This window comes from Actinomadura roseirufa, from assembly GCF_900659635.1.
GTDB classification, from domain to species: domain Bacteria; phylum Actinomycetota; class Actinomycetes; order Streptosporangiales; family Streptosporangiaceae; genus Spirillospora; species Spirillospora roseirufa.
Genome location: NZ_CAACVB010000009.1, coordinates 11,550 through 36,601 on the forward strand (window position 1 = coordinate 11,550; position 25,052 = coordinate 36,601).

The window sequence follows — 25,052 nt, forward strand, 5'->3', positions numbered from 1 at the left end:
GAGAGGTGCTTCGCGACATGTCCCCCGACAAGAAGGCCATCGGCGCGCGGCTGCGCGGGCTGCGCGAGGAGCCGCGTGACCGGCATGGTCGTCCCCGCCGCTCGCGCGAAAAGTGGGCCATGACCCTGCGCGCCGCGGCGGGTCCGGCCGCCGCGGAGCTGCCGGGCGTTCCGAGTCTCGCCAAGATGATTCAGCAGTGGGAACGCGGCGATCACGTCCCGGGCCCGATCTACCGTCCGCTGTACGCCCGCGTGACCGGCCAGACCGAAGCCGAGCTCTTCGGTGCGCCGAAGGAGGTTCCTCACCCCCGTGTCCCTGCGGTCGATGACGAGTTGGAAGCCCTGGAACTCGCTCGGCGGGTCGGGGTGAGTGATGTGGGAGGGGGCGTGGTGGTCGGGTTGGAGATGGCCGTGGACGATCTGGCGTCCGCTTATCCGCGGTCGGCGCCGGGTGAGTTGCTGGCCCGTACGCGGCGGCACCTCGGTTATGTGCAGCGGCTCCTGGACATGCGGATGACGCTGGACGAACGGCGCCGCCTCGTGGTCGTCGGGGCCTGGATGTCACTGCTGGCCGCGACCTGCGACGTCGACCTGGGACGCCCGGCGGTCGCCGCCGCGCGGCTGCGCACGGCCGCGCTGCTGGCCGAGCACGCCGGCCACCCCGAGATCATCGCCTGGACGCTGGAGACCCGCGCGTGGCAGGCCCTCGTCGGCGGGGACCACCGGCGGGCCGTCGCCTTGGCGCGAGGGGCGCAGGAGGTCGCGCCGCGTAACGGTTCGGCGTTCATCCAGGCGACCGCGCAGGAGGGGAGGGCGTGGGCCCGGCTCGGCGCCGTGCGGGAGACCAGGAACGCCCTGTCCCGCGTGGAACGTCTTGTGGCGCCCCTGCCAATGCCCGACAGGCCGGAGCACCACTTCCGCTATGACCCGGCCAAGAGCGACGCCTATACGGCCACCACTTTGGCGTGGACGGGGGATCCGGCGGCCGAACGCCATGCCAGGGGCGTGCTGGCCCGGCTGGAGGAGTCACCGGCCCGGCCGCGCCGCGCTGCCACCGCGCGGCTCGACCTCGCCTTGGCTCTGCTCGCCGCGGAGCGGGCGGACGAGGCCGCGCACACCGTCCGGGAGGCGATGGCGAGCGGGCGCCTCGTTTCTTCGAACCGCTGGCGGGCCGCCGAGATCATCAGGGCCGTCCAGGCGCGCGGTCTCCCGGAGGCGGACGACCTACGCGAGGTGTACAGGAGCCTCTGAAAGGGAGCAGGGCGTATGCCGGGTGGCATACGCCCTGCTCAGGGGTGCTGGGTCAGCGGTGGAGGCCGCCGACCGAAGCGGTTCTCGGGTTGTCCTGGGACAGGACGTACGACTTGCCTCCGAAGGTGAGGACGAAGTTGGACGGTGTGGAGATGGGCAACTGGTAGCTCAGCGCCACCTCGACGGACTGGCCGTTCGCGATGGTCGTGGAGCTCGGGACGGTCAGGGTCGCCCTATGGAAGTCGCCCTTGAGGCCGCCGGTGTTGTTGCCGCTGTGGCCCGCCTGGACGGAGAGCGTCCAGCCCGACTGCTGCGTCATCGTGGCCGGGGCGGAGGTGCCATAGTCGAACTTGAAGACGGCGCCACCCGGGATGGTCTGGCCCGAGTTGTTGGTGATGCGCATCTTCGGGGTGATGGGGTAGTTGTTGTCGCCGACGGGGAAGTTGACCAGGTCGACCTTCACGTTGAGGACGTCGGTCGGCATCGCGTGGTCGGACTTCTTGTTCTGGTACGGGCCGGCGTTCTTCAGGTTGTCGTTGATCAGGTTCGTCAGGGTGTTGCCGATGAAGTACTCGCCCTTGCCGCCGTTGCGGGCGGGGTCCCAGGCGTAGTCACCGGCGAGCTCCCAGAACATGACGCCGCCGATGCCCTTGTCGGCCACCCATTTGGCCTTGGTGGCGATGGACTGGTCGTCCTCGGTGGACAGGAACACCTTCTTGGTGCTGTTCCACAGCCACGGGGCGGCCATCGTGTTGTCGTACTGGCGGGTGTAGGTGCCGGTGAGCCGGTCGTCGGGGTCCTTGTCCGGGTCGAGACCGTAGTCGCGGATGTAGGTGCCCGGCAGGCCCTTCTCCAGGTTCTTGGCGTGCCACATCGGGTTGCTGCCCGACGCCTGTTCGACGCCCTTGTCGTCGGTGTCGTGCCAGAGGTTGTCGAGGCCGATCGCGCCGTTGCCGCAGGGTGTCGAGGAGCCCACGCTGCTGCCGGTGCCCGGCGGGCACTTGGTCTGGTCGGGTAGGGCGGCCTTGCCCCACAGTCCGTTCGTCCCGCCGGAGACACCCTGCCAGCCGCGGGTGTAGAACGGCACGCCGATGTTGATGCGTCCGGCCTGCATCGAGCCATGGAAGTAGTGGTAGGCCCAGTCGGTGTTCAGATAGCCCATTCCGTACGTGCTGTAGACCGCGCCGTCGACCTGCTCGTTGTCCTTGGCGTCGTCGAACAGGGCGGCGTTGGGGCCGACGAAGTGGTTCCACGAGCCGTGCAGGTCGTAGGTCATCAGGTTGGCGTAGTCCAGGTACGGGACGACCTGGTAGGTGTCGTGCCCGCGCAGGATCCAGCCGGAGGCCGAGACGGCGGCGGTCAGCATGTAGTACTTGCCGTCGGCGGCGCTGGCCGCGTCCAGCTTCTCGCGCAGGGTCTTCATGAGCGCCACGTAGCCGGCCATCAGCTTGGCGCGCCGCGCGTTGGAGAAGGTGAAGTCGTCGGGGTGCCCGGCGAACTTCATCGACGTGGCGTACTCGTAGTCGATGTCGGCGCCGTTGAACCCGTACTGGCGCAGGAACGCCACGACGGAGTCGGCGAAGGTGTTGATGTTCGCCTGGCTGTCGGTGAGCGTGTAGAAGCCGCCGGACGCGACGCGCTTGCCGTTGTCGTCGAGGTAGCCGCCGCTCTCCGCCCAGCCGCCGATCGAGACCAGCGTCTTGACGTTCGGGTGCTGCTTCTTGAACTTGTTGAGCAGGTTGAAGTGGCCCTTGTACGAGTAGGCCGGGTCCATCTCCGCGCCGGGCACGTTCGGCCACTCTTCGCCGATCGACGGGTTGTTGGCCGAGTTCCCGCCGACGGAGACCTTGTTCTGGCCGTCGATGTGGGCGAAGGCGTAGTTGATGTGGGTCAGGTTGTTCCACGGGATGTCACTGGCGAGGTAGCGCGGCGCGCCGTTCTTGCCGTCCCGCCAGCTGGTGAAGTAGCCGATGGAACGGCGGTTGTGGCCCGCGCCCATCTTCTCGCGGCCGTCGTTGTCGTAGACGTCGCAGTACGGGGGCGTGACGCCCGGCGTCTGGTAGAGGCCGTCGGGACGGCAGCCGCCGGTGCCCGGGCCGATGGTCGCGGTGACCTCGTTGCTGAGCTCGGAGGTCTGGCCGATGGTGTCCTTGGCGCGCACCGTGAACTTGTAGCTTCCCGCCGCCAGGCCGGAGACGGTGGTGGTCGTGCCGGTGACCGTCTGGACGACCGAGCCGTTCTGCAGCACGTCGTACCCGGCCACGCCCTTGTCGTCGGTCGAGGCGCCCCAGGCGAGGGACACCGCGTCGCCGGTCGTCTTGGTGATCTTCAGCTCGCCGGGCTTGGACGGCGGAGCGTCCTCACCGCTGCCGGGGGTGGTGACGGTGATCGCGTCGCCGGCGGGCGAGACCTGGTCGGCGGTGTCACGGGCGCGCACGCTGAAGGCGTAGCGGTTGCCCGGGGTCAGGCCGCTGATCTTCGCGCTGGTGCCGGTGACGGTCGCGGCGACGGTGGTGCCGTTCAGGACGTCGTAGTTCTTGATGCCCTTGTCGTCGGTCGCGGCGTCCCAGGCCAGCGAGACCGAGGTGGAGGTGACCTCGGTGGTGCGGAGGTTGCCCGGCGTGCTCGGCGGGGCGTCCACGGACCCGCCCTCGCACGGCTGGCCGTCGAGCCGGCAGTTCTGCGGCTCGCCCAGCGTGCCGCTGTAGGAGACCAGGAACCCGAAGGTGGCGGTGGCGCCGGCGGCGACCGTGCCGTTGTAGTCCCGGTTGACGAACGTCTGGTGGTTGCCCGAGCTGGTGAGGACGGCGTCCCAGTAGGAGCCGACCTTCACCGTGGAGGCGAGGTCCAACTCCAGTTTCCAGCCGGACATCGAGGAGGTGCCGCCGTTGCTGATCGTACAGGCGTACTGCGCGCCACCTCCCCATTCCTGGACGGTGCGGCAGGCGGCCGTCGGGCCGGCGGCGTTGGCGGGTGTGGTCAAGGCCAGGGAAAGGCCGAGAGTCAGGATGAGTGCGGTACACCCCGCGAGGAGTGTCCGGAGCGGAGAGCGGCTTGAGGCCACGGCCATCCCCGTCCCTTCTAATTGTTAAGAAACTATACTAATTGAACGGACCATAACCGCAGCGCAATCGGGGGGCAAGAAGTGAAATTTAACTGGATCATTCGAAGTGAATCGGTCCAGTAAGCGGGCCATACCACTGAAAAAGACGCGGTCGCGATGAGCACTTCCGTTCTGATGGCCGTTGTCATCGAAGGGGGTGCGGCGCCGTCGCGCCTTCCGGCCGCCGGAGGCGCCCGTTCGTCCCGGCCCTGAACTGGTCTGGTGTTCCACCTGGAGTGGTCGGGCAACCGGCCCGCGAGCGGTCCGCCGGGAAATGGCTGGTCAGATGCTGTTCGGCGGATTTTCCCGCAGGTCAGGAAGGCTCTCGCGGGACGGGTCGCGCGGTGTTCCGGCAGCCGGCACGCGGCCGTTGTGAGCGTCCGTCCGCGTGGTTATTGTCGGCCCGGTGCCCGATTCCTCCCGAAGGGAGCGAGCCATGGAGGTCCGTGCCGAGATGTCGGTGGTCCGGCAGGGAGCGCCGCCCGCACCGGTGGGGCGCTCCGCCGCACTCGCGTCGGTGGAGGCCCGGCTCGCCGCGAACGGCAGCGTCATCCTGACGGGTCCGAGCGGCATAGGGAAGACGACGCTGCTGGAGGCCGTCGGCGCCGCGGCCATCGCCCGCGGGGAGCTCGTCCTCGCGGTCGCCGGAACCGAGACCGAGCGGTGGGTGCCCTGCTCGGGCCTGGCCGAGCTGCTCGACCAGCTGCCCGACACCCTCACCGCGGAACTGCCGCGCGAGCAGCTGACCGGGCTGCCCGAACCGCATCCGGCGGGGCCCCCGCGCCACCAGGCCCGCCCGGCGGCGGATCGTTCCATGGACCATCTCGCGTGCCGGCTGGCCTTCCGCGGGATGCTCGCCCGCTGTGCCGGGGAACGCCCGGTGCTGCTGCTCATCGACGACGCCCAGTGGGTGGACACCGAGTCCGTCCACGCGATCCGCTACACGGTCCGCAGGCTCGCCTCGCGCGGCGTCCGCGCCGTCGTCGCCGGACGCTGGCCGGACGGGCTCGCCACGGCGGACGGGGGAGGCGCCCCGTGGGCCCCGTTGCCCGACGCCCTCCATCTGCCCGTCCCGCCCCTGGGCCCGGACGAGTTAGCGGAGATGTTCGATGGCTACGGGCTCCCCGTCCGGGTGGTGAACACCCTGCACTCCGACTCGGGGGGCAACCCGTACCTCGCCTTGGCGCTCGCCGGGGCGTTCACCGACCGGATCCCGCGGCACTGGCGGCCCGCCCCGCTGCCGCAGCGCGTCCGGGGCGTGATCGTCGAGCGGCTCGGCCGGCTGCCCGCCCAGGCCCGCGAGACGCTGCTGATGGCGGCGCTGGCGATCCGGCCGACGGCCGACCTGCTGCGCCGCGCCGGACGGGTCGAGGCGGCGCGCGACATCGCGCAGGCCGCCGGGCTCGGCCTGCTGATCAGCGAGGGCGGCGGGGTGCGGTTCACGCCGCCCGCCGTCGGGACCGTCCTGGCCGAGTCCGCCGACGCCCAGCGCCTCGCGCGGGCGCACCGGGCGCTCGCCGCGGTCGTGCCGGACGCGGGCCCGCGCCGAGGCCAGCCCGTCCATGGTGTTGGCGAGGATCAGTTCGCGCTGCAGCTCGGCCAGGACCGACAGCATGCCGAACATGGCGCGGCCCTCGGCCGTGGCGGTGTCGATGCCCTGCTCGATCACGTGCAGGCCGATCTCCCGCTCCCGCAGCTCCGCCCCGAGCGTCACCAGATGCAGCACCGACCGGGACAGCCGGTCCAGGCGGGTCACCTTCAACGTGTCACCCTCGCGCAGCAGCTGCAGCACCAGATCGAACTTCGGGCGCGAGGCCTTCGCGCCGGACGCCTTGTCGAGATAGATGTTCTCGCGGGACACTCCAGCCCGCAGGAGCGCGTCGATCTGGTGGTCGGGATTCTGGTCGGCGGTCGACACCCGCGCGTAGCCGAAGAGCATGCGTCGAAATCTACTCCCGCGACCGTTCACCGACATTGAAAACCGACACAAGTTCCCGACGCTTCATGATCTTGGTGAGCTGCGGTTCCGTGATCGGGTCGCCCAGTGTCGGCAAACGAACGTCTGCCGACACTGGGCCGGGGTCACGCCGCAGATGGTTGAGGGCCGGTGACTGGTGCGTCCCCGAGGTCGAGCTGTTTGCTCATGTCGAGCTCGAACCGCCCGTACAGGTTGAGATGTGACCAGAAGAGGGCGGACAGGGCTCTCCGGTCGGCGTCGGTGAGTTTCTTCTGCCACTTCGGCTCGGCCAGCACGATCTGGACCATGCGGGTGTTGAGGTAGACGATCGCGGCCTGGACCAGGTGCAACGCGAGCGCGGAGACTTCGACGTGCTCGCGGTCGTCGCCGGTGAGGTCGCCGGCCTTGCCGTAGAAGATGTCCTTGTTGGCGGAGTTCCAGTTCTCGACCACGTTGAGGCCCTCGTGGATCTCCCGGCGGAGTTCCTCTTCGGCGAGGTAGTCGCAGATGAACACGGTCCTGATCACGCGTCCGAGTTCCTCGATCGCGCGGTAGGTCGGGTGCTTGGGGCCGCCGCGGGTGAACCGGCGCAGCATCTGGTGGGCCTCGGCCGTTCCCAGCCGCAGCGCGGTCGCGTATTTGATCATCTGGTCGTACTGGTTGGAGATCAGCTCCCAGTCGATCGTCTTGCCCGACAGCACGGTGTCGAGCTGCGGCCACGCCTCGCCCTCGGTCAGGCCGGGCCGGTACAGGCGCGCGGACCCGATGTTCTTCAGCCGGGGCAGCAGCTTGAAGTCCAGCAAGTGGCTGAACGCGAACCCGACGATCGAAGCACCGTGCGTATCTGTGTACTGGCGGTCGATCTCCGCCGAGGTGAGGTGCCGGAGCAGGCCCTCGATCATCGAGGCGACCTCGGAGTCCGTGGTGGACCGGACCTGGGAGTAGATGCAGACGTTCTTCCGTTCGACGTGCCAGTACACCATGATCCCGGCGCCGCCGTACCGCTGGTGCCACTCGGTCATGTGGTTGGCCGACCAGGATCCGAACTTGCGGGAGTCCGACGCGCACGCCGTCCCCGGCCCCCACAGCGAGACGTCGCGGGCGTCCAGGGTCTTGTTGACCACGGTGCGGATCGCGGCGCGCAGGTTGTCGCGGTTGACGAACAGGCGGCGGGTGCGGCGCAGCGCGACCTCGGTGTCGGCCTCCATCCCCGGGATCGCGGCGGTGCCGTCGGCGACCCGCTTGATGCCCATGTTCGTGCCGAGCCCGAACGTGCACAGCAGCAGCCGGCGGCGCAGCACGTCAGGATCGGTGACCGTGCGGGAGGCCACCGAGGTGAACTCGGACGTGAACTCCGTGGCGTGGTCGACGTTCTTGATCAGGTCCAGGAGGTCGATGACGCCCCACCGGGAGGCGATCTCCTCTTTCAACTTCTGCAGGTTCTCCGGCTCGGGCTGCTTACCGATGGGCGGGACGCTGATCCACGGCTCGCCCTTCTTCTTCGTGATCTTCACGCCGCCGGTGGTGTTCTTCTTCAGCCCCTTGTTCAGCCGGTCCAGCGCGGCGACGTGCCGCTTCTTCAGATCGGCGATGAAGTCGGCGGGGTCGCGGGGCTTCTTCAGCGCCTCGTAGTGGACGTCCCGGTTGTCCTCGAAATCCTGCGGCAGGTCGTGGTCGGGGTTGCGCCAGGTGTTGCCGCCCTCCACCCAGATCTCCCGCCGGCGGATCGCCTTGCGCAGCGCGACCAGGACGCACAGCTCGTAGGGGATGCGCTCGACCAGCCAGGTGTCGGGGTCGACGACCGCTTCCTTCCAGTCCTCGGGCACCACGTGCTCGAACGGGACGACGTCGGAGGCTGCGTAGTAGTCCTCGTCGGAGTCGGCGTACCGGTCCAGCAGGTCCAGGGCGTCCATGACCGGCCGGAACACCTCGTTGTTACATCCGAAGGTGACCGCCCGCAGCAGCTTGGGCAGCCCCCTGCGGTAGTGGTGGGAGTAGGAGCCGCGCAGCTTGGTCCGCACCCGGGTGTTGAACTGCTTCTCGTTCGCCTTGGCCTCGGCGAGGATGTCCTCCAAAGTGCGCTTGCCGACCACCGGATACAGGGCGGTGCGGACGATCTCCTCCGGCATGGCCAGCGCCGCGGTCGCGAGCTTCACCAGGATCCCGTTCTTGCCCGCCACCCGCCGGAACTCCGCGTTCAGCTCGCCCTCGACCTTCTTCTCCGCCCGCACACTGATCTTGTGCACGAGCTGGATCAGCAGCTCGACCAGGCCGTCGGTGATCTCGGCCTGGCGGACGTGGCACAGCGCGGCCAGCAGCGTGATCCGGATCGGCTGCGGCGCCGCCTCGAAGTCCGAGGGGTACATCTTCATCGCCCGGGCCCGCCACCCCGCCACGACCTTCTCCGACACCCCCTCGAACAACCCTGCGGGCAGGCCGATCGCGTTCACCCGCTCCAGTTTCACGATCTCCGCCAGCAGCGTGTCCAGCTGGACCGCGCCCGGATCCTCCTTCAACTCCTGTAGGAACGCCCGCCCGGCCGCCGCCTTGGCCGCCTGCTCCGCGCCGTCCCCGGCGCTCTGACCCTCGCCTGCGGCGTCCGCGGCGGGGCTCTCGACGACGATCAGCTCCTCCAGCTTGCCGACCGACGTCGCCGACAGCCGGTCCACGGTCCGCTCGGTGAAGTGCCGCTCGAACATCGACTCCGCGCTGCCCAGGACCCGTTCGATCCGGGTCGTCTTCGGCGGCTCGATCTTCTCCTCGCGGCACCGCGTCAGCAACGCCGACCGCAGCCGGTCCCGCGACATCTCCACCGGGCAGATCTTCTCGGCCAGCCAGTCCGCGAGCTTGTCCTCATCGCCCACCGTCGGCTCACGGAACCCGTGGTAGTCCCGGACCTGCGCCCGGTGGTTCTTGATCGTCCGCCCGGACCAGTCGTAGGCGGCGAACAGCTCCGCGTCGACCTTCACCTGCCCGGCCATGAACTCCACCGCCGCCCGCGGGATGTCCTCCCGGCGCGGGAACCTCGCCTCCAGCTCGAAGAACTTGAGCATCAACCCGAACCCCAGCCGCGTCGCCCCGGTCTTGTTCGCCAGCAGGGCGACCTCCTCCGGATCCAGCGTCCAGCACTCGATCAGGTCTTCCAGCTCCCACTCACGCTTCACGCCCGCACCTTTTCTCCCGAGCTACGACGAAGGTCGGAAGAAACATGCTTCGTAACCGAGTGGCTACTGCTCGGTATGCCCGAGCCGTGATCACGGCGTGGCGACGCTGAAACGGAACGCTCAGTTACATTGCCCCGGCACTCGCCCTGGACAACCCATCACCATCTACACGAACGCCGATCACGCAGAGCTACATTGCCCCTGGTGACACGGACCCGAGTGGGGGGCCAGCTACGGCGAGCCGCCATTCGGCGCGCATGGGGTGGGTCGCCGTGGATTGTCTTGTGATCGTGTTCCTGTCCGTTGGTGGGGGGTTTGGTGAGCACGGCGAGGTGCCGGGATGCGTGCGCAGTGGGAGCCGGGAGGATCTGATCGGCCCGCGAGGAGGCTGAGTGCGGAAAATAGCGGTAGGCCGTGCGGGCGCCCGTACGCTGCCGGAATGATCTTGGGGCTATCCGGAACACTTGAGGGCGTGAACGCAGCGCCCTCCGGCACGGCTCCCGGCGCCGTCCGGGTCGGATATGCCCGCTGCTCCACCGACGGGCAGGACGTCGTGGTCCAGACCGAGCAGCTCCTCGGTCTGGGTGTGTCCGAAGACCGGATCTACATCGATCGGGGCTTCTCCGGGACCACCGGCCGCAACCGCGGCGGCCTGGACCAGGCCCTGACCGCGGTGTGGCCGCCCAGCGTGTTCACCGTGACCAAGTTCGACCGGTTCGCCCGCAACATGGCCGAGGCCAACCAGATCCTCACCGACCTGTCCGACCGGGGCGTGCCGTTCGGGCTGGGCGCCTCGGTCTACGACTGGAACGACCCCTTCGGCCGGCTGTTCCTACAGACCCTGGCGATGGTCGCCGAGTTCGAGGCCGGCTATGTAGGTGGATCCGAGAGCTAGATGCAGGCAGATGCACAGAGGTCGGTTGGGTCAGGTGATTGTGATCACGACCTTGCCGAAGGCGCCGCGTTCGAGGTGGTCGAGGGCAGAGGGGAGGTCGTGCAGGGCGTATTCGGCTGCGATCACAGGGTGCAGGGCGATGTGGTCGGCCGCGCGGACGAGGTCCTCCAGCGCCCGCCGGTGGCCGACCTGTAGGCCGTCGATGCGTAGCTTCTTGCGGGCCAGGTGAGCGACATGGCCGGAGATCTCGTATCCCTCGAGAATGCCGATGAGCGAGATGTGGCCGCCGACCGCTGCCGCCTCGATCGAGCGGGCGAGGTGGTGCGCGCCGATGGTCTCCAGGATGTGGTCGGCCCCACGGTCGTGGGTGGCTTCGTAGACGGCCTCGACCCAGTCCCGGGTCGTCCTGTTGATCAGATGGGTGGCGCACAGGTCCTTGGCTCGGGCGAGTTTGGCGTCGTGGCCGGAGACCACGATGACCTCGGCGCCGTGCGCCGCGGCGATCTGCAGGCCGAACAGGGCGACCCCGCCCGTGCCCAGTACGACCACCGTCTGGCCCGCATGCACTCGGCCCTGCCCCACCAGGGCGGTCCAGGCCGACAGGCCGGCCATCGGCAGCGTGCTCGCCTCGACGTCGCTGAGGCTGGCCGGTGCCCGTACGGCCCACTCCTGATCGAGGGCGACATACTCGGACAAGACCCCGAGGTAGTATCCGCTCCCGAGAGCCTCCGGGCCGCCCATCCGGGCATTGCCCGGACCGGGCCCGTCGAGCCAGCCTGGCAAGCAGACGGAGATGACGCGATCCCCGGGCGCGAAGCGGTCGGTTCCTGTCCCCACGGCGACGACCTCGCCCGCCATGTCGGAGCCGGGCACGAACGGGCCGTTGCCGGGGAAGGTCATGGTCAGACCCTCGTCGATGGCGAGCCTGTCGCGGTAGTTGAGCGCGACCGACGAAACCTTGACCAGGATCTCGCCGGGCGCGGGATCCGGGATGGGGGCCTCGGTGAGTTCCAGGTTGGCGCGGCCGTTCGTCTTCATCGTCCATTGCTTCATGGCGTCTAGATTCGCCACCGCGCGCGGTTGCTTCCAGACCCGGGCGTGGGTGGTCAGCGGCTGCCTGGCATCGGCAGGGTCAGGCAGCAGGGTGGCCTGCGCGGCACTATAGGAGACATGGCAGACACCGCGACGCTAGGGGAGTTTCTGCGCCTTCGGCGAGGCAGGCTTAAACCGCAGGACGTGGGCATCGCCTCATATGGCGAGCGCCGGGTGCCGGGGCTGCGCCGTGAGGAACTGGCCCAGCTCGCGGGGGTGAGCGTCACCTACTACACGCGACTGGAGCAGGGCCAGAGCCACCAGGCGTCGGAATCGGTCATCGAGGCGCTCGCCCGCGCGCTGGAGCTCAGCGACGACGAGCGCATCTACCTGCACAATCTCGCCAGGCCCAGGACGGCACGCCCGCGCACCCCCGCACCTGCGACCGTGCGTCGGGCCACTCGGCAGCTCATCGACTCCCTGGAGTGGCCCGCCGTCGTGACCGGGCCGCGCACCGAGGTGCTGGCGTGGAACTCCCCAGGGCATCGGCTCCTGGCGGGGCACCTCGATCGGGACGCGCCCGATCACGTTGAGCGGCGCCCCAACCTGACCAGGATGCTGTTCCTGGATGCGCACCATCGTGACCTCTACCCGCGCTGGGACACCTCGGCATCCTGCGCCGTCGCGTCGCTGAGACTCACCGTCAGCCGGGATCCCGACGACACTGAACTGGCCGCGCTGATTGGAGAGCTGATCATGAAGAGCGAGGAGTTCGCCGCGCTGTGGTCCGCACACCCAGTCGCCGAACACGCCTCTGGACCTCGTCACCTGCGGCATCCCGAGATCGGCGAACTGGTTCTGGAGCTGGAGACGCTGTCGCTGGTCGACGAGCCCGACCATCGCCTGCTCATCTTCAGCGCCGCGGAGGGAAGCCCATCCCAGGCTGCGCTGCGGCTGCTGTGGGTCTGAACCAAGGACACGAGCCTCAGCTATTCACAGCTGCCCCCTCTACTTTTCTAGCCGTAGGTAACGGTGCACTCCAGGCGGTACGCCGACAAGTGGGTTAGCTGGCTCGTTCGGCTCTAGCTCGGGTTTGGGCGAGGCGGTAGGAGTCCGTGCCTGTCTCGATGATGTTGCGGGCGAAGGTGAGACGGTCGACGATCGCGGCGCAGAGACGCGGGTCGGTGAAGGTGCGGGTCCAGTCTGAGAACGACTCGTTGGAGGCGATGGCGACGCTGTTCTTCTCCTCGTTCGGTGAGGACCTGGAAGAGGAGTTCAGCGCCGTGCCGGTCGAGTTCCATGTGCCGAGTTCGTCGATGCAGAGCAGGTCAACGCGTCCGTAACGGGCAACGGTCTTGGCCAGGCGAGGTGTCGCTGGCCGACCTGGCGACCGAGTACAGCGTCGGCCGCTCCACCATCCACCGCATCATCCACGGGCCGCCGGCCGGGCAGGGCTGACGCTGACGTCGGGGAGCCGATGACGGCGGTGGAAGCCGCGGTCTCGCAGGCCCACGATTGGCACGGGCGGTGCGCCGACTACCAGGCCGAGCACCTCGCGCAGGCCGCCGACGCAGCGGACCATGGTGCAGAACTGGTTCCAGGATAAGTCGGAAAGGGGCAAGCCGCAGGTCAGCGGGGTGTCTGGACCTGCGGCGCTGACTCAGACGGTGACGCGGTCGGTGAGCAGGTCGGCGACCGTCCGTGGTTCGCGGCCGAGGAGTTCGGCCAGGAGCGGGTCGACTTCTGTGAAATGGCCACTTCGCGCGGCCTCGAAGAACGGCAGCAGCAAGCGGGCCATGGACTCCGACATGCCGGCCGCGACATGGTCGGCGATCCATTGCTCGTCTTCCACGACGACTCGCCTGATGTCGCGGCCGGTGATCTGCGTGGCGATCGTGGCGATGTCGTCGAAGGTGACGGCGCGGCGGGCGGTGAGCGTGACGGGACCGTCGAACGGGCGCTGCCCGGCGAGGATGATTGCGGCGGCCTCGGCCTCGTCGGCGCGGTCCGTCCACGAGACGGGGCCGTCCGCCGGCGCGGCGATGACTCCTGTCTGCCGCCAGGGGCCGAGCAGCCAGTGGAGGCTGTGGGAGTAGAAGCCGTTGCGCAGCGAGGTCCAGGCGGTTCCCGAGTCCGCGAGCAGCGCCTCGGTGGCGGCGTGTTCACGCGCCGGGGCGAACGGACTGTCGCTGCGCACGTTCTGGTGACCGGTGTACAGGATGCGCCGGGCGCCCGCGGCGACCGCGGCCTCGATCGCCGTGCGGTGCAGACCGACTCCGTCGCCGTGGGGGTCGTTCTGGGACACCAGCAGCACTTGATCGGCGCCCTCGAACGACTCACGCAACGCGGACGGGTCGTCGTAGGAGCCACGCCGTACGCGCACGCCCCGGTCGGCGAAGTGCTGTGCTTTGGCGACGTCGCGCACGCTGACGCCGATCTCGTCTGCGGGGATGCGCTTGAGCAGGTGCTCGACGGTGGCGCCGTTGAGGGCGCCGGTCGCGCCGGTGATGACGATCATGATCACGCCTTTCTGTGGATGTCTCGCGTTGGACCACGTGGTCGGGCGCCGAGGCGTTCGGTGGTCGCGAGGACGTGTGCCGAAGGGGAGGGACAGCCGGTCCGGGCTGCGGCCGTCCACGGGGGGGCGAGGACGGCGATGCGCCGTTCTCACCCGCGCCGTAGCAGGGGCAGGAGGATGTCGTCGACGAGGTGAGCGAGGAATCGCTGGTCGCAGGGCTCGCCGGCGAAGATGAGCCGGTGAACGATGACGGCCGGGGCGATCTCGGCGAACAGCCCGGCCGCTCCGGGCACCAGGTGTTCGCCGGCCTCGGTCGCGCTGCGAAACGGCTGTTCGGTCATCATCGCCCCATCGCGACGCAGGATCCGCCGCATGGCCGCGGCGAGCTCCGGGTCGCTGCGCATGCCCGCGAACAGGGCGCCGAGCAGCCCGACCTCCTGTTCACCGATCTGTCGCGCCAGCCACCGCACGAGCTCCAGCAAGACCTCGCGAAGATCACCTGTCCAGGTGACCGGCGGGGTGTCCACCGCGCGGCGCTCGACCGCCGCGGCCACCAGCGCGGCCTTGCCGGCGTAGCGCCGGTAGACCGTCGGCTTACCGACCCCGGCCCGGGTCGCGACCGCCTCGATGGACAGCTGGTCGTACCCGACTTCGGTCAGCAGACGCAGCGTCGCGTCGAGAATGGCGACGTCACGGCCGCTGTCACGCGGCCTGCCCCGCGTCGGCGAAGCCTCACCCGCCCCTGACACACCCACCCCTGATTTACGAAACGGAACTGGTACGTAACGAAAATAGGGTCGGGCGGGGGAGCCGGTCAAGGCCTCCGATTCCCGAAGCTGTCCTGAGCCACAAAGTGGAGTCTTTTGCGCAGGTCGGCCCGCGAGGAGGATCGGAACGACCAGTAGCGACAGGCGGCTGACGCCGACGGTCAGCGGGGGTGTCGGCGAGCGGCGGAGTCGGTATCTGCGGTGACGCGGGCGGAGGTGTGTTCGCCGAGGCGGACGTAGGCGCCGAGGCTGGCCAGGTGGGCGTGGCGGGACTTGGCTTGGAGTTCGGCGGCGGTGCGGCCGGCGGCCGCGAGGTGCTGCAGCGCGGAGTGGCGCAGCTGGTGGAGCGTCCATCCGTTGCCGTGCGGGTCGAGGACGCGGGTGGCGGTCTTGAACAGGTACTCGGCGCGGGGGTAGGAGAGTCGGCCGTGTCCGGTGGTCGGGCAGATGTCGGCGGCCGCGGGCGCGCGGGGTCCGGTGGTGGGGGCGCGGCGGTCTGCCAGGAACACCGGCCCGGCGGTGCGGCCTTTGAGTAGGCGGGGTAGCAGCCGTGCGGTTCCGGTGGCCCAGTGCACGTACTCGATCGCGCCGCCCTTGGAGACCACCCGGGCGCGGCGGAACTCGGGGTCCAGATCCTCGACATTGAGGGAGAGGATCTCTTCGGCGCGGGCGGCGGTCTCGTACAGCATCCGCCACAGCACCCGCTCGCGCAGCCCGTGCGCGTCATCGCCGAGCAGCTTGTCCAGCCGGGCACGCGGGACGGCGCGGTCACCGCGACGGGCGGGCTTGCGGCGGGTCAGCCGCCGCGCCGGGTTGGTGGCCAGCAGCTCCTGGCGCTGCGCCCAGGTGGTGAACGAGGTGAGCGCCGACAGGTGCCGGTTCCAGGTGGCGGCCGCCGCGCCGTTCCACCGCTGCATCACCGCGGCGAAGTCCTCGGGTGCCAGGTCGGCGACCGGGCTGGCGCCGCCGGCGACGTCGATCAGCCGGGCGAGGGTGTCGTCGTAGCTGGCGCGGGTGGTGAGGACCGGGATCTGATCGAGGTAGCGGTCGATGGCGGCTGCGAGGGTGCAGGCGCCGGATGGGCTCGGCCGGCCGGGGAACGCTACGACGGGCACCGGTGACCTCCGCGGGGGTTATGTGACACATAACGTTGCCGACTCGCTTGCGCCGCGGCGGATGGCGAGCTGGGCGAAGGGGAGCCAACGTGGGCCAGTGTGACAGGTAATGCAGATTCCCTGTCACATCTGATCGTCCCTGGCTACGGTGATTGGTGTGAGGACGGGGATGGTGCTGGCTCAGCGGTACCGGCTAGACCGACTGCTGGGCCGGGGCGCGATGGGCCAGGTGTGGGCCGGGTTCGACGAGCGGTTACGCCGGCGGGTGGCGGTGAAGCTGATGCTGGCTGATCTGCTGGGCCACGACCGGCGGTCCCAGGAGGTGCTGGTGCGGTTCCGGCGGGAGGCCGAGGCCGCGGCCCGATTGTCTCACCCCAATATCACCACCATCCACGACATGGGCGAACACCGCGAGATACGCGGCGATGCGGAATGGATCCACCCCTACCTGGTACTGGAACTCCTGGACGGCAGGGACCTGAGGACCGTGCTGGCCGGGTGCCCGGGAGGCTTGCCGGTGACGGAGGCGCTGGAGTATGGGGCGCAGGTCTGCGACGGCCTGGCCGCAGCGCACGCTGCCGGGGTCGTGCACCGCGACATCAAACCCGCCAATCTCATGTTGCTGGCGGACGGGACGGTGAAGATCTCCGACTTCGGGATCGCCTGCCTCAGCGATGGCACCGCGATGTACGTCGGCCGCGCCCAGATCGGGACTCCGGCCTACATGGCGCCCGAGCAACTCGACGGCCGAGAACTCGACGGCCGCGCCGACCTGTACGCGCTGGGCGCCACGTTCTACCACCTGCTCACCGGCAAGACCGTCTTTCCCGCCAACGACCTCCAGGTCCTGGCCTACCAGCACGCGGCCAAGACACCCGATCCGCCCAGCGCCCTGCGCTCTGGCATCGATGCCGACATCGACCGGCTGATCGGCTCCTTGCTCGCCAAACATCCCGACGGGCGGCCCGCCGATGCCTCCCGGGCAGCCGTGGGCTTTCGTGCCGTCGCCGCTCGCCCCCGCCATCATCGCTTGGCCGAGGCCGAGCGCCTCGCCCGTGTTTGCGTCGATCCCGAAGCCCAGTCGCGTGCGTTGATGAAGGTCGCAAAGGTCATCGTCGGCCACGAGCCAGATCGCTCACGGACCCTGCTGACCGATGCCGAGCGCATCGCCCGATCCATCACCCATCCGCCCTCGCAGGCTGCAACGTTGCGGGATATCGCGGAGGTGGTCGCCGAACACGATGCGGACGACGCCGAGCACATCGCCCGCTCTATCACCGAGCCCGTCCGGCAAGCACAAGCGTTGGCGAAGGTCGCCAAGGTGGTGGCAGGACGCGACCTGAGGCGAGCCCGGAAGCTGCTGACCGAAACCGAGCACGCCGCGCTCTCCCTCACTGGGTGGCAGCGGGCAGTTGCATTACAGGGTGTCGCCGAGGTGGTCGCCGAACACGATGCGGACGACGCCGAACGCATCGCCGGATCCATCACCGAATCTGACTACCGGGCAATGGCGTTGGCGAAGGTCGCCAAGGTGGTGGCGGGACGCGACCGCCAGCGGGCCCGGAGACTCCTGGGCAACGCCGAGCGCATCGCTGGCTCGGCGGGCCGGCCCCACGAAATCGGGTTCGCCTTGACGGCTGTCGCCGTGGTGGTTGCCGAGCACGACCCGCAGTGGGCGGAACGCATCGCCCGATCCATCATCAGCTCTGATTACCAGGCGGCGGCTTTGAGGGATACCGCCAAGGTGATCGCCGAGTACGACCCGAGCCGGGCTGGACGCATCGCCCGATCTATCGCTGATTCTCCTTACGATCACCCGGCGTGGGTGCTGGCCAAGATCGCCCCCGTGGTCGCCCGGCACGACGTCGTCGAAGCCGAGCGCGTCGCCCGATCCATCACCATGCCTCTTGCCCGAGCAGAAGCGCTGTGCGGGATCGCTGAAGCGGTGGCAGGGCACGATCCGGGCCGGGCGCGCAAGCTCTGGGCCGACGCCGAACACGCCGCGCGGGTCGACTCCAACGATCCGGGGTTGGGGTTGACGGGGGTCGCCCCGTCGGTTGCCGGACACGACCTACCATGGGCCGAACGCATCGCCCGCTCTATACCCCCCCTCATCTTCGGGGGAGAGAAGGCTGTTTGGGGCGATATCGCCGAGGTGATCGCCAGGCAGTGCTGCTCCCCTTCCAGCCACGGACACGGCCGCTGAACAGGCGTCCTTCTCCTGGACGTGGCCCACGCCGCCAACTGAACGGCTGGCCGAGGTCACGGGCGGTGAAGCGAGACCCCGGCGAACGGGTGGTTCCGGTCCGAGCGCGGCGGGATAAGTCCGGCACGACGCGCGTGGGCCGGACCGGATAACGGCACGGCGGCACCTTGGACGCTGTCGGGCGTGTGAAACCGGCGCTGGTCAGGGCGGGTGTTCGGCGGCGGCCGCGCGTCCCGGTCGCCGGTCGGGTTCGGACACTATGTCGAGTCGCACGTCACGCTCCGCTACATGGCGGCTGGGGCCACCTTCGGGAGGAGGACGCCGTTCGGTCAGTGTTCCTCGCTGGAGTCATGGAAGGCGCGCAGGCCAGCGGCGACTTCAGCGCGGGTGAAGGCGTAGCGGCCCAGGAAGTTGATGTGCTCGTAGGCGATGGGCGAGAGCCGGGCGCACATGGCGTCGGTGGCGGGGAACCCGTCCGCCCGGATCTTTTCGACAGCGGCGTCCAGGTAGAGGGTGTTCCACCACACCACCGCGTTCAGGGCGAGGCCGAGCGCACCGAGCTGGTCCTCCATCCCTTCGCGGTAGCGCTGGCGGAGCTGGCCGCGGTTGCCGAAGGCGATCCGGCGCGCGAGGCGGTGGCGGGCCTCCTGGGTGTTGAGCTGGGTGCCGATCATGCGGCGGTAGACGTCATCGGACATGAACTGCAGCAGGTGCAGGGTCTTGAAGATCCGGCCATAGTGCGCGAACGCGTCGCCCAGGCCGGTGGGGCGGCCGTCGTGTGACAGCATCCGGATCAGGTCGTAGGCGCGTACGGTGCCGGTGGTGAGCGAGCCTGCGACGCGCAGCATGTCGGCCCAGTGCGCGCGGATGCGGTTCAGGCGGACGGTGTGGCGGGACATGTGGTCCAGCGGCCCGTAGGTGGCGTGGGTGTTGGTGCGCCACAGGCGGGTGTCGGCGAGGTCGGCGATGCGCGGGGAGAACTGGTAGCCGCAGATGGCGAACAGGCCGAACAGGCCCTGTAGTCCCAGCTCGGACACCAGCCGCAAGGTGACCAGCGGGTAGCTTTCGCGTCGTCAGACGGCCCGTTTCCTGACGCCGGGCGCTTCGTTGGGTTGGTCGAGTGAATCGGGCGGTTCGGCGAGGAAGGGGTGGGTGTGCGTCAGGAGTGGTTGCCGGAAGACGTGGTGGCGTGCTGGACGCTGGTGGACGGCGACTGGGATCTGGTGGCGAACAAGACTGGGGCCACACGGCTCGGCTTCAGCCTGTTGCTGAAGTTCTTCGAGATGGAGGGCCGGTTCCCCGATCTTCTGGAGGAGGTCCCGCAGGCCGCCGTGGAGTACGTCGCCGGACTGGTGAAGGTCCCAGCCGAGGACTTCACGAAGTACGCCCTGGTGGGCCGCACGGCTGAGTACCACCGCAAACAGATCCGGGAGGCGCTGAAGTTCCGGCCGGCGACGCTGGAGGACGAGGAACAGCTGACCGCGTGGCTGGCTGCGGAGGTGTGCCCGGTCGAGCTGGTTGAGGGCCGCCAGCGGGAGGCCCTGCTCGTGGAGTGCCGGGCAAGGAAGATCGAGCCGCCGGGCCGGACCCGGATCGAGAAAGTGCTGGTTGCGTCCCGCAACCGGTGGGAGAAGGTGTTCTGCACGCGGACCATCGAGCGCCTGGGCGACGCGGGCACGACCCGGCTGCTGACGCTGGTGGCGGAGGACAACGAGGACGGTGCCGCCCTGCTGGCCTTGCTCAAGCGCGACCCGGGCGCGGTCGGTCTGGACTCGCTGCTGACCGAGATCACCAAACTGAACGACGTGCGCAAACTCGGCTTGCCCGACGGGTTATTCGCGGACTGCTCGGAGAAGCTGCTGGCCGCATGGCGGTCGCGGGGCGATCAAGATGTACCCGTCGGACTTCCGTGACACCGCCGAGGAAGCGCGGATCACGCTGCTTGCGGCGTTGTGCTCCTCCCGGCAGGCGGAGATCACCGACGCGCTGGTGGACCTGCTGATCGCCCTGGTGCAGAAGATCAATGCCCGTGCTGAGCGGCGGGTGGAGAAGCAGCTCGCTGCGGAGCTGAAGAAGGTCCGCGGGAAGGAAGGCATCCTCTTCAAGCTGGCCGACGCGGCGATCGGCAAGCCCGACGAGGTGGTGCGCACAGCTCTGTACCCGGTCGTCGGGGAGAAGACGCTGCGCGACCTGGTGGCCGAGGCGAAGGCGAACGAGAGGGTGTTCAAGGCCAAGGTCCGCACCACCCTGCGGTCGTCGTACAGCTCGTACTACCGGCAGATGCTGCCGCCGCTGTTGAGAACGCTGGGGTTCAAGTGCGACAACACCGCCTACCGGCCGGTGATGGACGCGCTCGCGCTGCTGGAGAAGTACGCCGGGGTCGACGGCAAGACTCGCTTCTACGACGCCGCCGACGAGGTGCCGATGGACGGGGTCGTGCGCAGGGACTGGCGCGAGGCCGTCGTGGACGACAAGGGCAAGGTCGAGCGCATCCCGTACGAGCTGTGCGTCCTGGTGGCGCTGCGGGACGCGATCCGGCGCCGGGAAATCTACATCGAGGGCGGCCTTCGCTGGCGCAACCCCGAGGACGACCTGCCCGGCGACTTCGAGGCCACCCGCACCGTGCACTACGCAGCGATCCGCCGGCCCATGGACCCCGAGGCGTTCATCGCCGACCTGAAGCGGCGGATGACCGCCGGCCTGGACCGGCTCGCGGCCGCACTGGCGGACGGCTCGGCGGGCGGGGTGAAGGTGACCACGCGGCACGGCGAGCCGTGGATCACTGTGCCGAAGCTGGAGAAGCTGGACGAGCCCACCGGCCTCCAGGCGCTCAAGGAGGAGGTCGTACGCCGCTGGGGCGTGCTCGACCTCCTGGACGTGCTGAAGAACGCCGACTTCGACACCGGCTTCACCGACGAATTCGCCTCGGTCGCCGCGTACGAGCGCATCGACCGCGCCACCCTCCAGCGCCGGCTCCTGCTTGCCCTGTTCGCGCTCGGCACGAACATGGGCATCCGCGCGATCGTGGCGTCCGGCGAGCACAGCGAGACTGAGGCCGCGCTGCGGCACGTGCGCCGCCACTTCATCACCGTCGACAACCTCCGGGCCGCGGTCACCCGACTGGTGAACGCCACCTTCGCCGCCCGCGACGCCGCATGGTGGGGACAGGGCACGGCGTGCGCCTCGGACTCGAAGAAGTTCGGCTCCTGGTCGTCCAACTTCATGACCGAGTACCACGCCCGCTACGGCGGCAACGGCGTGATGATCTACTGGCACGTCGAGCGCAAGAACGTCTGCATTTACTCCCAGCTCAAGAGCTGTTCGTCGTCCGAGGTCGCGGCGATGATCGAGGGACTGCTGCGGCACTGCACCGATGCCGAGATCGAGTCCAACTACGTCGACACGCACGGTGCCTCGGTGGTCGGGTTCGCCTTCACCGAGCTGCTGAACTTCCGGCTACTGCCCCGGCTGAAGAACATCGGCAGCATCCGCCTGTACCGGCCGAACGACGACCCGCCCGGTTGGCCGGCCCTCGGCACCTCGCTGACCCGGCCGATCCGCTGGGACCTGATCGAGCAGCAGTACGACCAGATGGTCAAGTACGCCACCGCCCTGCGCCTGGGCACTACGGAGGCCGAGCAGGTGCTGCGGCGCTTCACCCGCGGCGGACCGAAGCACCCCACCTACCAGGCGCTCGAAGAACTCGGCCGAGCCGTACGTACGATCTTCGCGTGCGATTACCTGGCCAGTCCCGACCTGCGGCGTGAGATCCACGGTGGGCTCCAGGTCGTGGAGAACTGGAACAGCGCGAACACCGTCATCCACTACGGCAAGGACGGCGCACTGACCGGCCCGGACAAGGAACACGCCGAGACCTCGATGCTCGCCCTGCACCTGCTCCAGTCCTCGCTCGTCTACCTCAAGACCCTGCTGCTTCAGCAGGTCCTCGCCGAACCGGCCTGGGCGAAGAAGCTGACGGATGAGGACCGGCGCGGACTGACCGCGCTGTTCTGGTCGAACATCAACCCGTACGGCACGTTCCGCCTCGACATGGACAAGAGGCTCGATTTGTCGTCCGCCACGGTGCCTGTCCCGCGCCGTGCGGCGGACGACGCTGCCCGCCCGGCGGGCTCGGCTCCATGACGCAGCGGATGAGACGCGAAATTCGCAGTGAGCACTGGCTCATGAGACCAGAACATGCCGGGTGCCCCGGCAGAGGCGAGGCGCCCCTACCCGGCGCCTGAAGCGTACGTGCTCGGGGTCGAGGAACCCCGGAACAGCCATTGGCGCCGAGAACGATCCTGACGCCGCTGGCGAAGGTGGCGCGTGCCCGGCCTATGTAGCGAACCGTGCCACGGTCTGTCAGGGGCTCAGCGATTGTCAGACCGGTCGTCGGTAGATGCGGGTTAGGGCGTCGAGTGTTTGGGCGATGTGTTCGCGGAGTTCAGCCGGAGTGAGGATCTCGGCGTCGGCGCCAAGTTTGAGGAATTCGGGAAGGGCTTGTTCAACGGACTCGATCGGGATCGTCACCCGAGTCCAGCCATCGGGATCTGGCGGCGTGGCGGTCCGATGGGCGGCGTCGGACATGGCAGAGTCCCACAGCTGAGGCAGCTGGTCGAAGATCCTCGGGGACAGGCGGAGAGTCGCCTCGCCCTGGTGGCGGCGCGCGTCGAAGGATTTCAGGTAGTGGTGCCAGTAGTCGGCAAGGTCAAAGCCGTTGGGCCGATCGAAGCGTTCGTCGAGGACACGGAGATCCATGATCCGCGCGATGCGGTAAGTGCGGAGTTGTTCGCCGGCGCCGGCCACGAGGTACCAGTGCCCGGCCTTGAGCACCAGCCCGTACGGTTTCACGGTCCGGGTGATCTCGTGAGGTTCGGCCCAGCGCAGGTAGCGCATCCGCACGGCGCGGTCATTCCACACCGCGTCCGCGACCACGCCCAGGTGGGGAGTGCGGTCGCCATCGCGGTACCACGCCGGGGCGTCGAGGTGGAACCGCTCAGCGATGCGGCTGGCGCGGTCGCGCAGTTCGGCGGGCAGGGAGGCCATGAGTTTGAGCTGCACAGCGGTCACGAGGGCACCCATGCCAAGGTCGGCGGCAGCTGTGGGCAGCCCCGTCAGGAACAGCGAGTCGGCCTCATCGGCGGTCAGCCCCGTCAGCCGGGTGCGGAAACCGCCGAGCAGTCGGTACCCGCCGTCGTGGCCGGGTTCGCCATACAGCGGTACACCCGCCGCGCTGAGGGACTCCATGTCGCGGTAGACGGTGCGAGCAGACACCTCCAGCGCGTCGGCCAGTTCTTGTGCCGTCATCCGTTCCCGGGTCTGCAGGAGCAACAGGATGGACACCAGCCGGCTCGCACGCATGCGGTCAATTCTATCCCAGTCTACTGACATGAGATGTCAGTGGAGTCGGAATAGCGTCCCGCCCATGGACATCGACATTGATATCGACCAGTTCGTCAACCGATACGTCGCGGTATGGAACGAGTCTGACCCGGTTGCGCGCCGACGTGCCATCGCCGGACTGTGGGACGCGGACGGCATACAGGTCATCGAATCCACGCGATACCACGGTCATGACGCCCTTGAGGCCCGGATCGCCGAAGCTCATAACAATTTGGTGCGGGACGCAGGATTCGTCTTCCGGTCCGCGGGCGACGCGACCGGTCACCATGACACGGTCACCTTCACCACCCACATGATCCCCGCAGCCGGAGGGAACATCGCCTGGACCGGCCGCATCTTTCTCACCCTCGGTGAGAACAGGCTCATCCGGCACGAGTACCAGTTCGCCATGAATACGCCGAACGAGACGAAGTCGAGCACTCGTGCCACGACAGAGGAGTTCCTTCGCCGACTGGGCGAGGGCGAGCCCGACCGGATCGCCGAGCTGTTCGCCGAGCGCGTCGACTGGCAGTTGGACTGGCCGGAGGACGGTCATCCAGCGGTGCCGTGGATCCGCCCTCGCTCCACCCGCGCCGACGTCGCCGACCACTTCCGGGAAATAACCGCTTTCCATGTCCCCGAAAAGTCGGCCGGAGGAGTGTCCCGCGTCCTCATCGACGAAACGGAGGCGGTGGTGCTCGGCGACATCCAGCAGACGGTGAAGGCCACCGGAAGGCAATACACGGCCCTGTGTGCGCTTCACCTCACCGTCGAGGACGGGCTGATCACCCGCTACGCCGTCTATGAAGACAGCCTCACCGTCGCCGAAGCCCTTGCCAACCAGCCGGTTAACCGCTGAACACGCGGCCGCCCCGCAGTGCCTGTCCGCCCTCACTGAGAGGATGCATGGGTGGGGAAGCGTTTCCGTGCTCCGCGAGTGTCGGCAAACGACCGTTTGCCGACACTCGCGTCCGTGATCGTGAACCCGCAGGTGGGCAGTGTCGGCAACTTGCGTCGGGAATCAACGTCGGTGAACGGTCCGGCCGATAGATTCCGACACATGCTCATCGGCTATGCGCGGGTCTCGACCGCCGACCAGAACCCCGCTCATCAGATCGACGCCCTGTTGCGGGTTGGCGTCGACCGCGACAACATCCACGTCGACAAGGCCAGCGGCGCGAAGGCGTCCCGTCCGAAGCTCGACCTCGTCATAAAGCTGCTGCGCGAGGGCGACACGCTGAAGGTCACCCGGCTCGACCGGCTTTCTCGCTCCGTGCTGCACCTGGTGACCCTCGGCGCCGAGCTGCGCGAGCGCGGGATCGGGCTGCACGTCATCGAGCAGGGCATCGACACCGCCACCATGGAGGGCCGCGCCATGTTCGGCATGCTGTCGGTGCTCGCCGAGCTCCAGCGCGAGCTGATCGTGGCGAACACCAACGACGGACTCGCCTCCGCTCGAGCCCGCGGCCGGGTCGGCGGACGCCGGCCCAAGCTCACCCCCGACCAGGCCGGACTCGCCCAGGAGCTGTACGACGCGCGCGAGAAGACCGTCCAGCAGATCGCCGACCTGTTCGGCGTGTCCCGGTCAACGGTGTACGGGCACCTCGACAAGACCAAGACCGTCCCCCGCCAGGCCAAGAAGACCGCGGTCACAAAGCCCTGA

17 protein-coding genes and 2 pseudogenes are annotated in these 25,052 nt (G+C 68.7%); 9 read left to right on the top strand and 10 right to left on the bottom strand.

Annotation, left to right across the window (positions count from 1 at the left end; genetic code table 11):
• Nucleotides 1–17: 17 nt before the first annotated feature.
• The gene (locus E1291_RS03605) at nt 18–1,250 is read left to right on the top strand and encodes an NsdA family TPR-like regulatory protein (protein ID WP_131736089.1); all 1,233 of its coding nucleotides are present in this window, start codon (nt 18–20) and stop codon (nt 1,248–1,250) included.
• A gap of 52 nt (nt 1,251–1,302) precedes the next feature.
• Here E1291_RS03605 and E1291_RS03610 read toward each other — a convergent pair whose 3' ends face one another.
• A complete protein-coding gene (locus E1291_RS03610) occupies nt 1,303–4,233 on the bottom strand; it encodes a glycosyl hydrolase family 18 protein (protein ID WP_242613923.1) in 2,931 nt (976 codons plus the stop codon).
• A 574-nt stretch (nt 4,234–4,807) separates the two neighbouring features.
• Here E1291_RS03610 and E1291_RS44995 point away from each other — a divergent pair.
• Nucleotides 4,808–5,326, top strand: a pseudogene (locus tag E1291_RS44995) (ATP-binding protein); the annotation flags it as partial.
• A gap of 120 nt (nt 5,327–5,446) precedes the next feature.
• Here E1291_RS44995 and E1291_RS45000 read toward each other — a convergent pair.
• Both E1291_RS45000 and E1291_RS03620 read right to left on the bottom strand, forming a co-directional pair.
• Nucleotides 5,447–6,328: a recombinase family protein gene (locus E1291_RS45000; protein WP_370770937.1), complete on the bottom strand. Its 882-nt coding sequence runs from the start codon at nt 6,326–6,328 to the stop codon at nt 5,447–5,449.
• Between the two features lie 107 nt (nt 6,329–6,435).
• Nucleotides 6,436–9,474 carry a Tn3 family transposase gene (locus E1291_RS03620; RefSeq protein ID WP_131736092.1) on the bottom strand — a complete coding sequence of 1,013 codons (3,039 nt, stop codon included), beginning with the start codon at nt 9,472–9,474 and terminating at the stop codon, nt 6,436–6,438.
• 472 nt (nt 9,475–9,946) lie between these two features.
• Here E1291_RS03620 and E1291_RS03625 point away from each other — a divergent pair, with 472 nt between their 5' ends.
• Complete coding sequence (locus tag E1291_RS03625; protein WP_242613924.1) at nt 9,947–10,369, top strand: recombinase family protein; 423 nt, start codon at nt 9,947–9,949, stop codon at nt 10,367–10,369.
• Between the two features lie 30 nt (nt 10,370–10,399).
• Here the strand turns inward: E1291_RS03625 and E1291_RS03630 are convergent, their stop codons facing one another.
• Nucleotides 10,400–11,422 carry a zinc-dependent alcohol dehydrogenase family protein gene (locus E1291_RS03630; RefSeq protein WP_131736093.1) on the bottom strand — a complete coding sequence of 341 codons (1,023 nt, stop codon included), beginning with the start codon at nt 11,420–11,422 and terminating at the stop codon, nt 10,400–10,402.
• A gap of 117 nt (nt 11,423–11,539) precedes the next feature.
• On the opposite strand from E1291_RS03630, the gene E1291_RS03635 reads away from it, so the two are divergent.
• Nucleotides 11,540–12,370 (top strand): helix-turn-helix transcriptional regulator, encoded by an 831-nt coding sequence (locus E1291_RS03635; protein WP_131736094.1) that lies wholly within the window; start codon nt 11,540–11,542, stop codon nt 12,368–12,370.
• Nucleotides 12,371–12,464: 94 nt separating this feature from the next.
• Here E1291_RS03635 and E1291_RS03640 read toward each other — a convergent pair whose 3' ends face one another.
• The 4 genes from E1291_RS03640 to E1291_RS03655 all read right to left on the bottom strand — a co-directional run bounded on the left by E1291_RS03640 (nt 12,465) and on the right by E1291_RS03655 (nt 15,801).
• Complete coding sequence (locus tag E1291_RS03640) at nt 12,465–12,764, bottom strand: ATP-binding protein (protein ID WP_131736141.1); 300 nt, start codon at nt 12,762–12,764, stop codon at nt 12,465–12,467.
• Between the two features lie 297 nt (nt 12,765–13,061).
• Nucleotides 13,062–13,919: an NmrA family NAD(P)-binding protein gene (locus E1291_RS03645; protein WP_131736095.1), complete on the bottom strand. Its 858-nt coding sequence runs from the start codon at nt 13,917–13,919 to the stop codon at nt 13,062–13,064.
• A 149-nt stretch (nt 13,920–14,068) separates the two neighbouring features.
• Complete coding sequence (locus tag E1291_RS03650) at nt 14,069–14,668, bottom strand: TetR/AcrR family transcriptional regulator (RefSeq protein WP_131736096.1); 600 nt, start codon at nt 14,666–14,668, stop codon at nt 14,069–14,071.
• A 179-nt stretch (nt 14,669–14,847) separates the two neighbouring features.
• On the bottom strand, nt 14,848–15,801 hold the full coding sequence (locus E1291_RS03655; RefSeq protein ID WP_131736097.1) for a tyrosine-type recombinase/integrase: 954 nt from the start codon (nt 15,799–15,801) through the stop codon (nt 14,848–14,850).
• Nucleotides 15,802–15,970: 169 nt separating this feature from the next.
• On the opposite strand from E1291_RS03655, the gene E1291_RS03660 reads away from it, so the two are divergent.
• Nucleotides 15,971–18,007, top strand: a complete 2,037-nt coding sequence (locus E1291_RS03660) for a serine/threonine-protein kinase (RefSeq protein WP_131736098.1) — start codon at nt 15,971–15,973, stop codon at nt 18,005–18,007.
• Nucleotides 18,008–18,336: 329 nt separating this feature from the next.
• Here the strand turns inward: E1291_RS03660 and E1291_RS03665 are convergent.
• Nucleotides 18,337–19,020, bottom strand: a pseudogene (locus E1291_RS03665) (Tn3 family transposase); the annotation flags it as partial.
• Between the two features lie 141 nt (nt 19,021–19,161).
• On the opposite strand from E1291_RS03665, the gene E1291_RS43715 reads away from it, so the two are divergent.
• Together E1291_RS43715 and E1291_RS03670 are read left to right on the top strand one after the other, a co-directional pair.
• Nucleotides 19,162–19,920, top strand: coding sequence for a DUF4158 domain-containing protein (locus tag E1291_RS43715; protein WP_242613926.1), 759 nt, complete (start codon nt 19,162–19,164; stop codon nt 19,918–19,920).
• Nucleotides 19,898–22,150: a Tn3 family transposase gene (locus tag E1291_RS03670; protein WP_242613927.1), complete on the top strand. Its 2,253-nt coding sequence runs from the start codon at nt 19,898–19,900 to the stop codon at nt 22,148–22,150. The genes E1291_RS43715 and E1291_RS03670 overlap by 23 nt, the downstream gene beginning before the upstream one ends.
• Nucleotides 22,151–22,387: 237 nt before the next feature.
• Here E1291_RS03670 and E1291_RS03675 read toward each other — a convergent pair whose 3' ends face one another.
• A complete protein-coding gene (locus tag E1291_RS03675) occupies nt 22,388–23,368 on the bottom strand; it encodes a helix-turn-helix transcriptional regulator (RefSeq protein ID WP_131736100.1) in 981 nt (326 codons plus the stop codon).
• A gap of 64 nt (nt 23,369–23,432) precedes the next feature.
• On the opposite strand from E1291_RS03675, the gene E1291_RS43720 reads away from it, so the two are divergent.
• Nucleotides 23,433–24,248, top strand: a complete 816-nt coding sequence (locus E1291_RS43720; protein WP_242613928.1) for a nuclear transport factor 2 family protein — start codon at nt 23,433–23,435, stop codon at nt 24,246–24,248.
• 201 nt (nt 24,249–24,449) lie between these two features.
• Entirely contained in the window at nt 24,450–25,052 is a 603-nt protein-coding gene (locus E1291_RS03685; protein ID WP_131736101.1) for a recombinase family protein, read from the top strand.

Coding starts and splice junctions, on each gene's coding strand:
- E1291_RS45000 (WP_370770937.1), bottom strand. CDS start 6,328: ATGTCGGTGAACGGTCGCGGGAGTAGATTTCGACGCATGCTCTTCGGC.
- E1291_RS03630 (WP_131736093.1), bottom strand. CDS start 11,422: ATGAAGCAATGGACGATGAAGACGAACGGCCGCGCCAACCTGGAACTC.
- E1291_RS03635 (WP_131736094.1), top strand. CDS start 11,540: ATGGCAGACACCGCGACGCTAGGGGAGTTTCTGCGCCTTCGGCGAGGC.
- E1291_RS03645 (WP_131736095.1), bottom strand. CDS start 13,919: ATGATCGTCATCACCGGCGCGACCGGCGCCCTCAACGGCGCCACCGTC.
- E1291_RS43720 (WP_242613928.1), top strand. CDS start 23,433: ATGGACATCGACATTGATATCGACCAGTTCGTCAACCGATACGTCGCG.
- E1291_RS03605 (WP_131736089.1), top strand. CDS start 18: ATGTCCCCCGACAAGAAGGCCATCGGCGCGCGGCTGCGCGGGCTGCGC.
- E1291_RS03670 (WP_242613927.1), top strand. CDS start 19,898: ATGTACCCGTCGGACTTCCGTGACACCGCCGAGGAAGCGCGGATCACG.
- E1291_RS03685 (WP_131736101.1), top strand. CDS start 24,450: ATGCTCATCGGCTATGCGCGGGTCTCGACCGCCGACCAGAACCCCGCT.
- E1291_RS03675 (WP_131736100.1), bottom strand. CDS start 23,368: ATGCGTGCGAGCCGGCTGGTGTCCATCCTGTTGCTCCTGCAGACCCGG.
- E1291_RS03660 (WP_131736098.1), top strand. CDS start 15,971: ATGGTGCTGGCTCAGCGGTACCGGCTAGACCGACTGCTGGGCCGGGGC.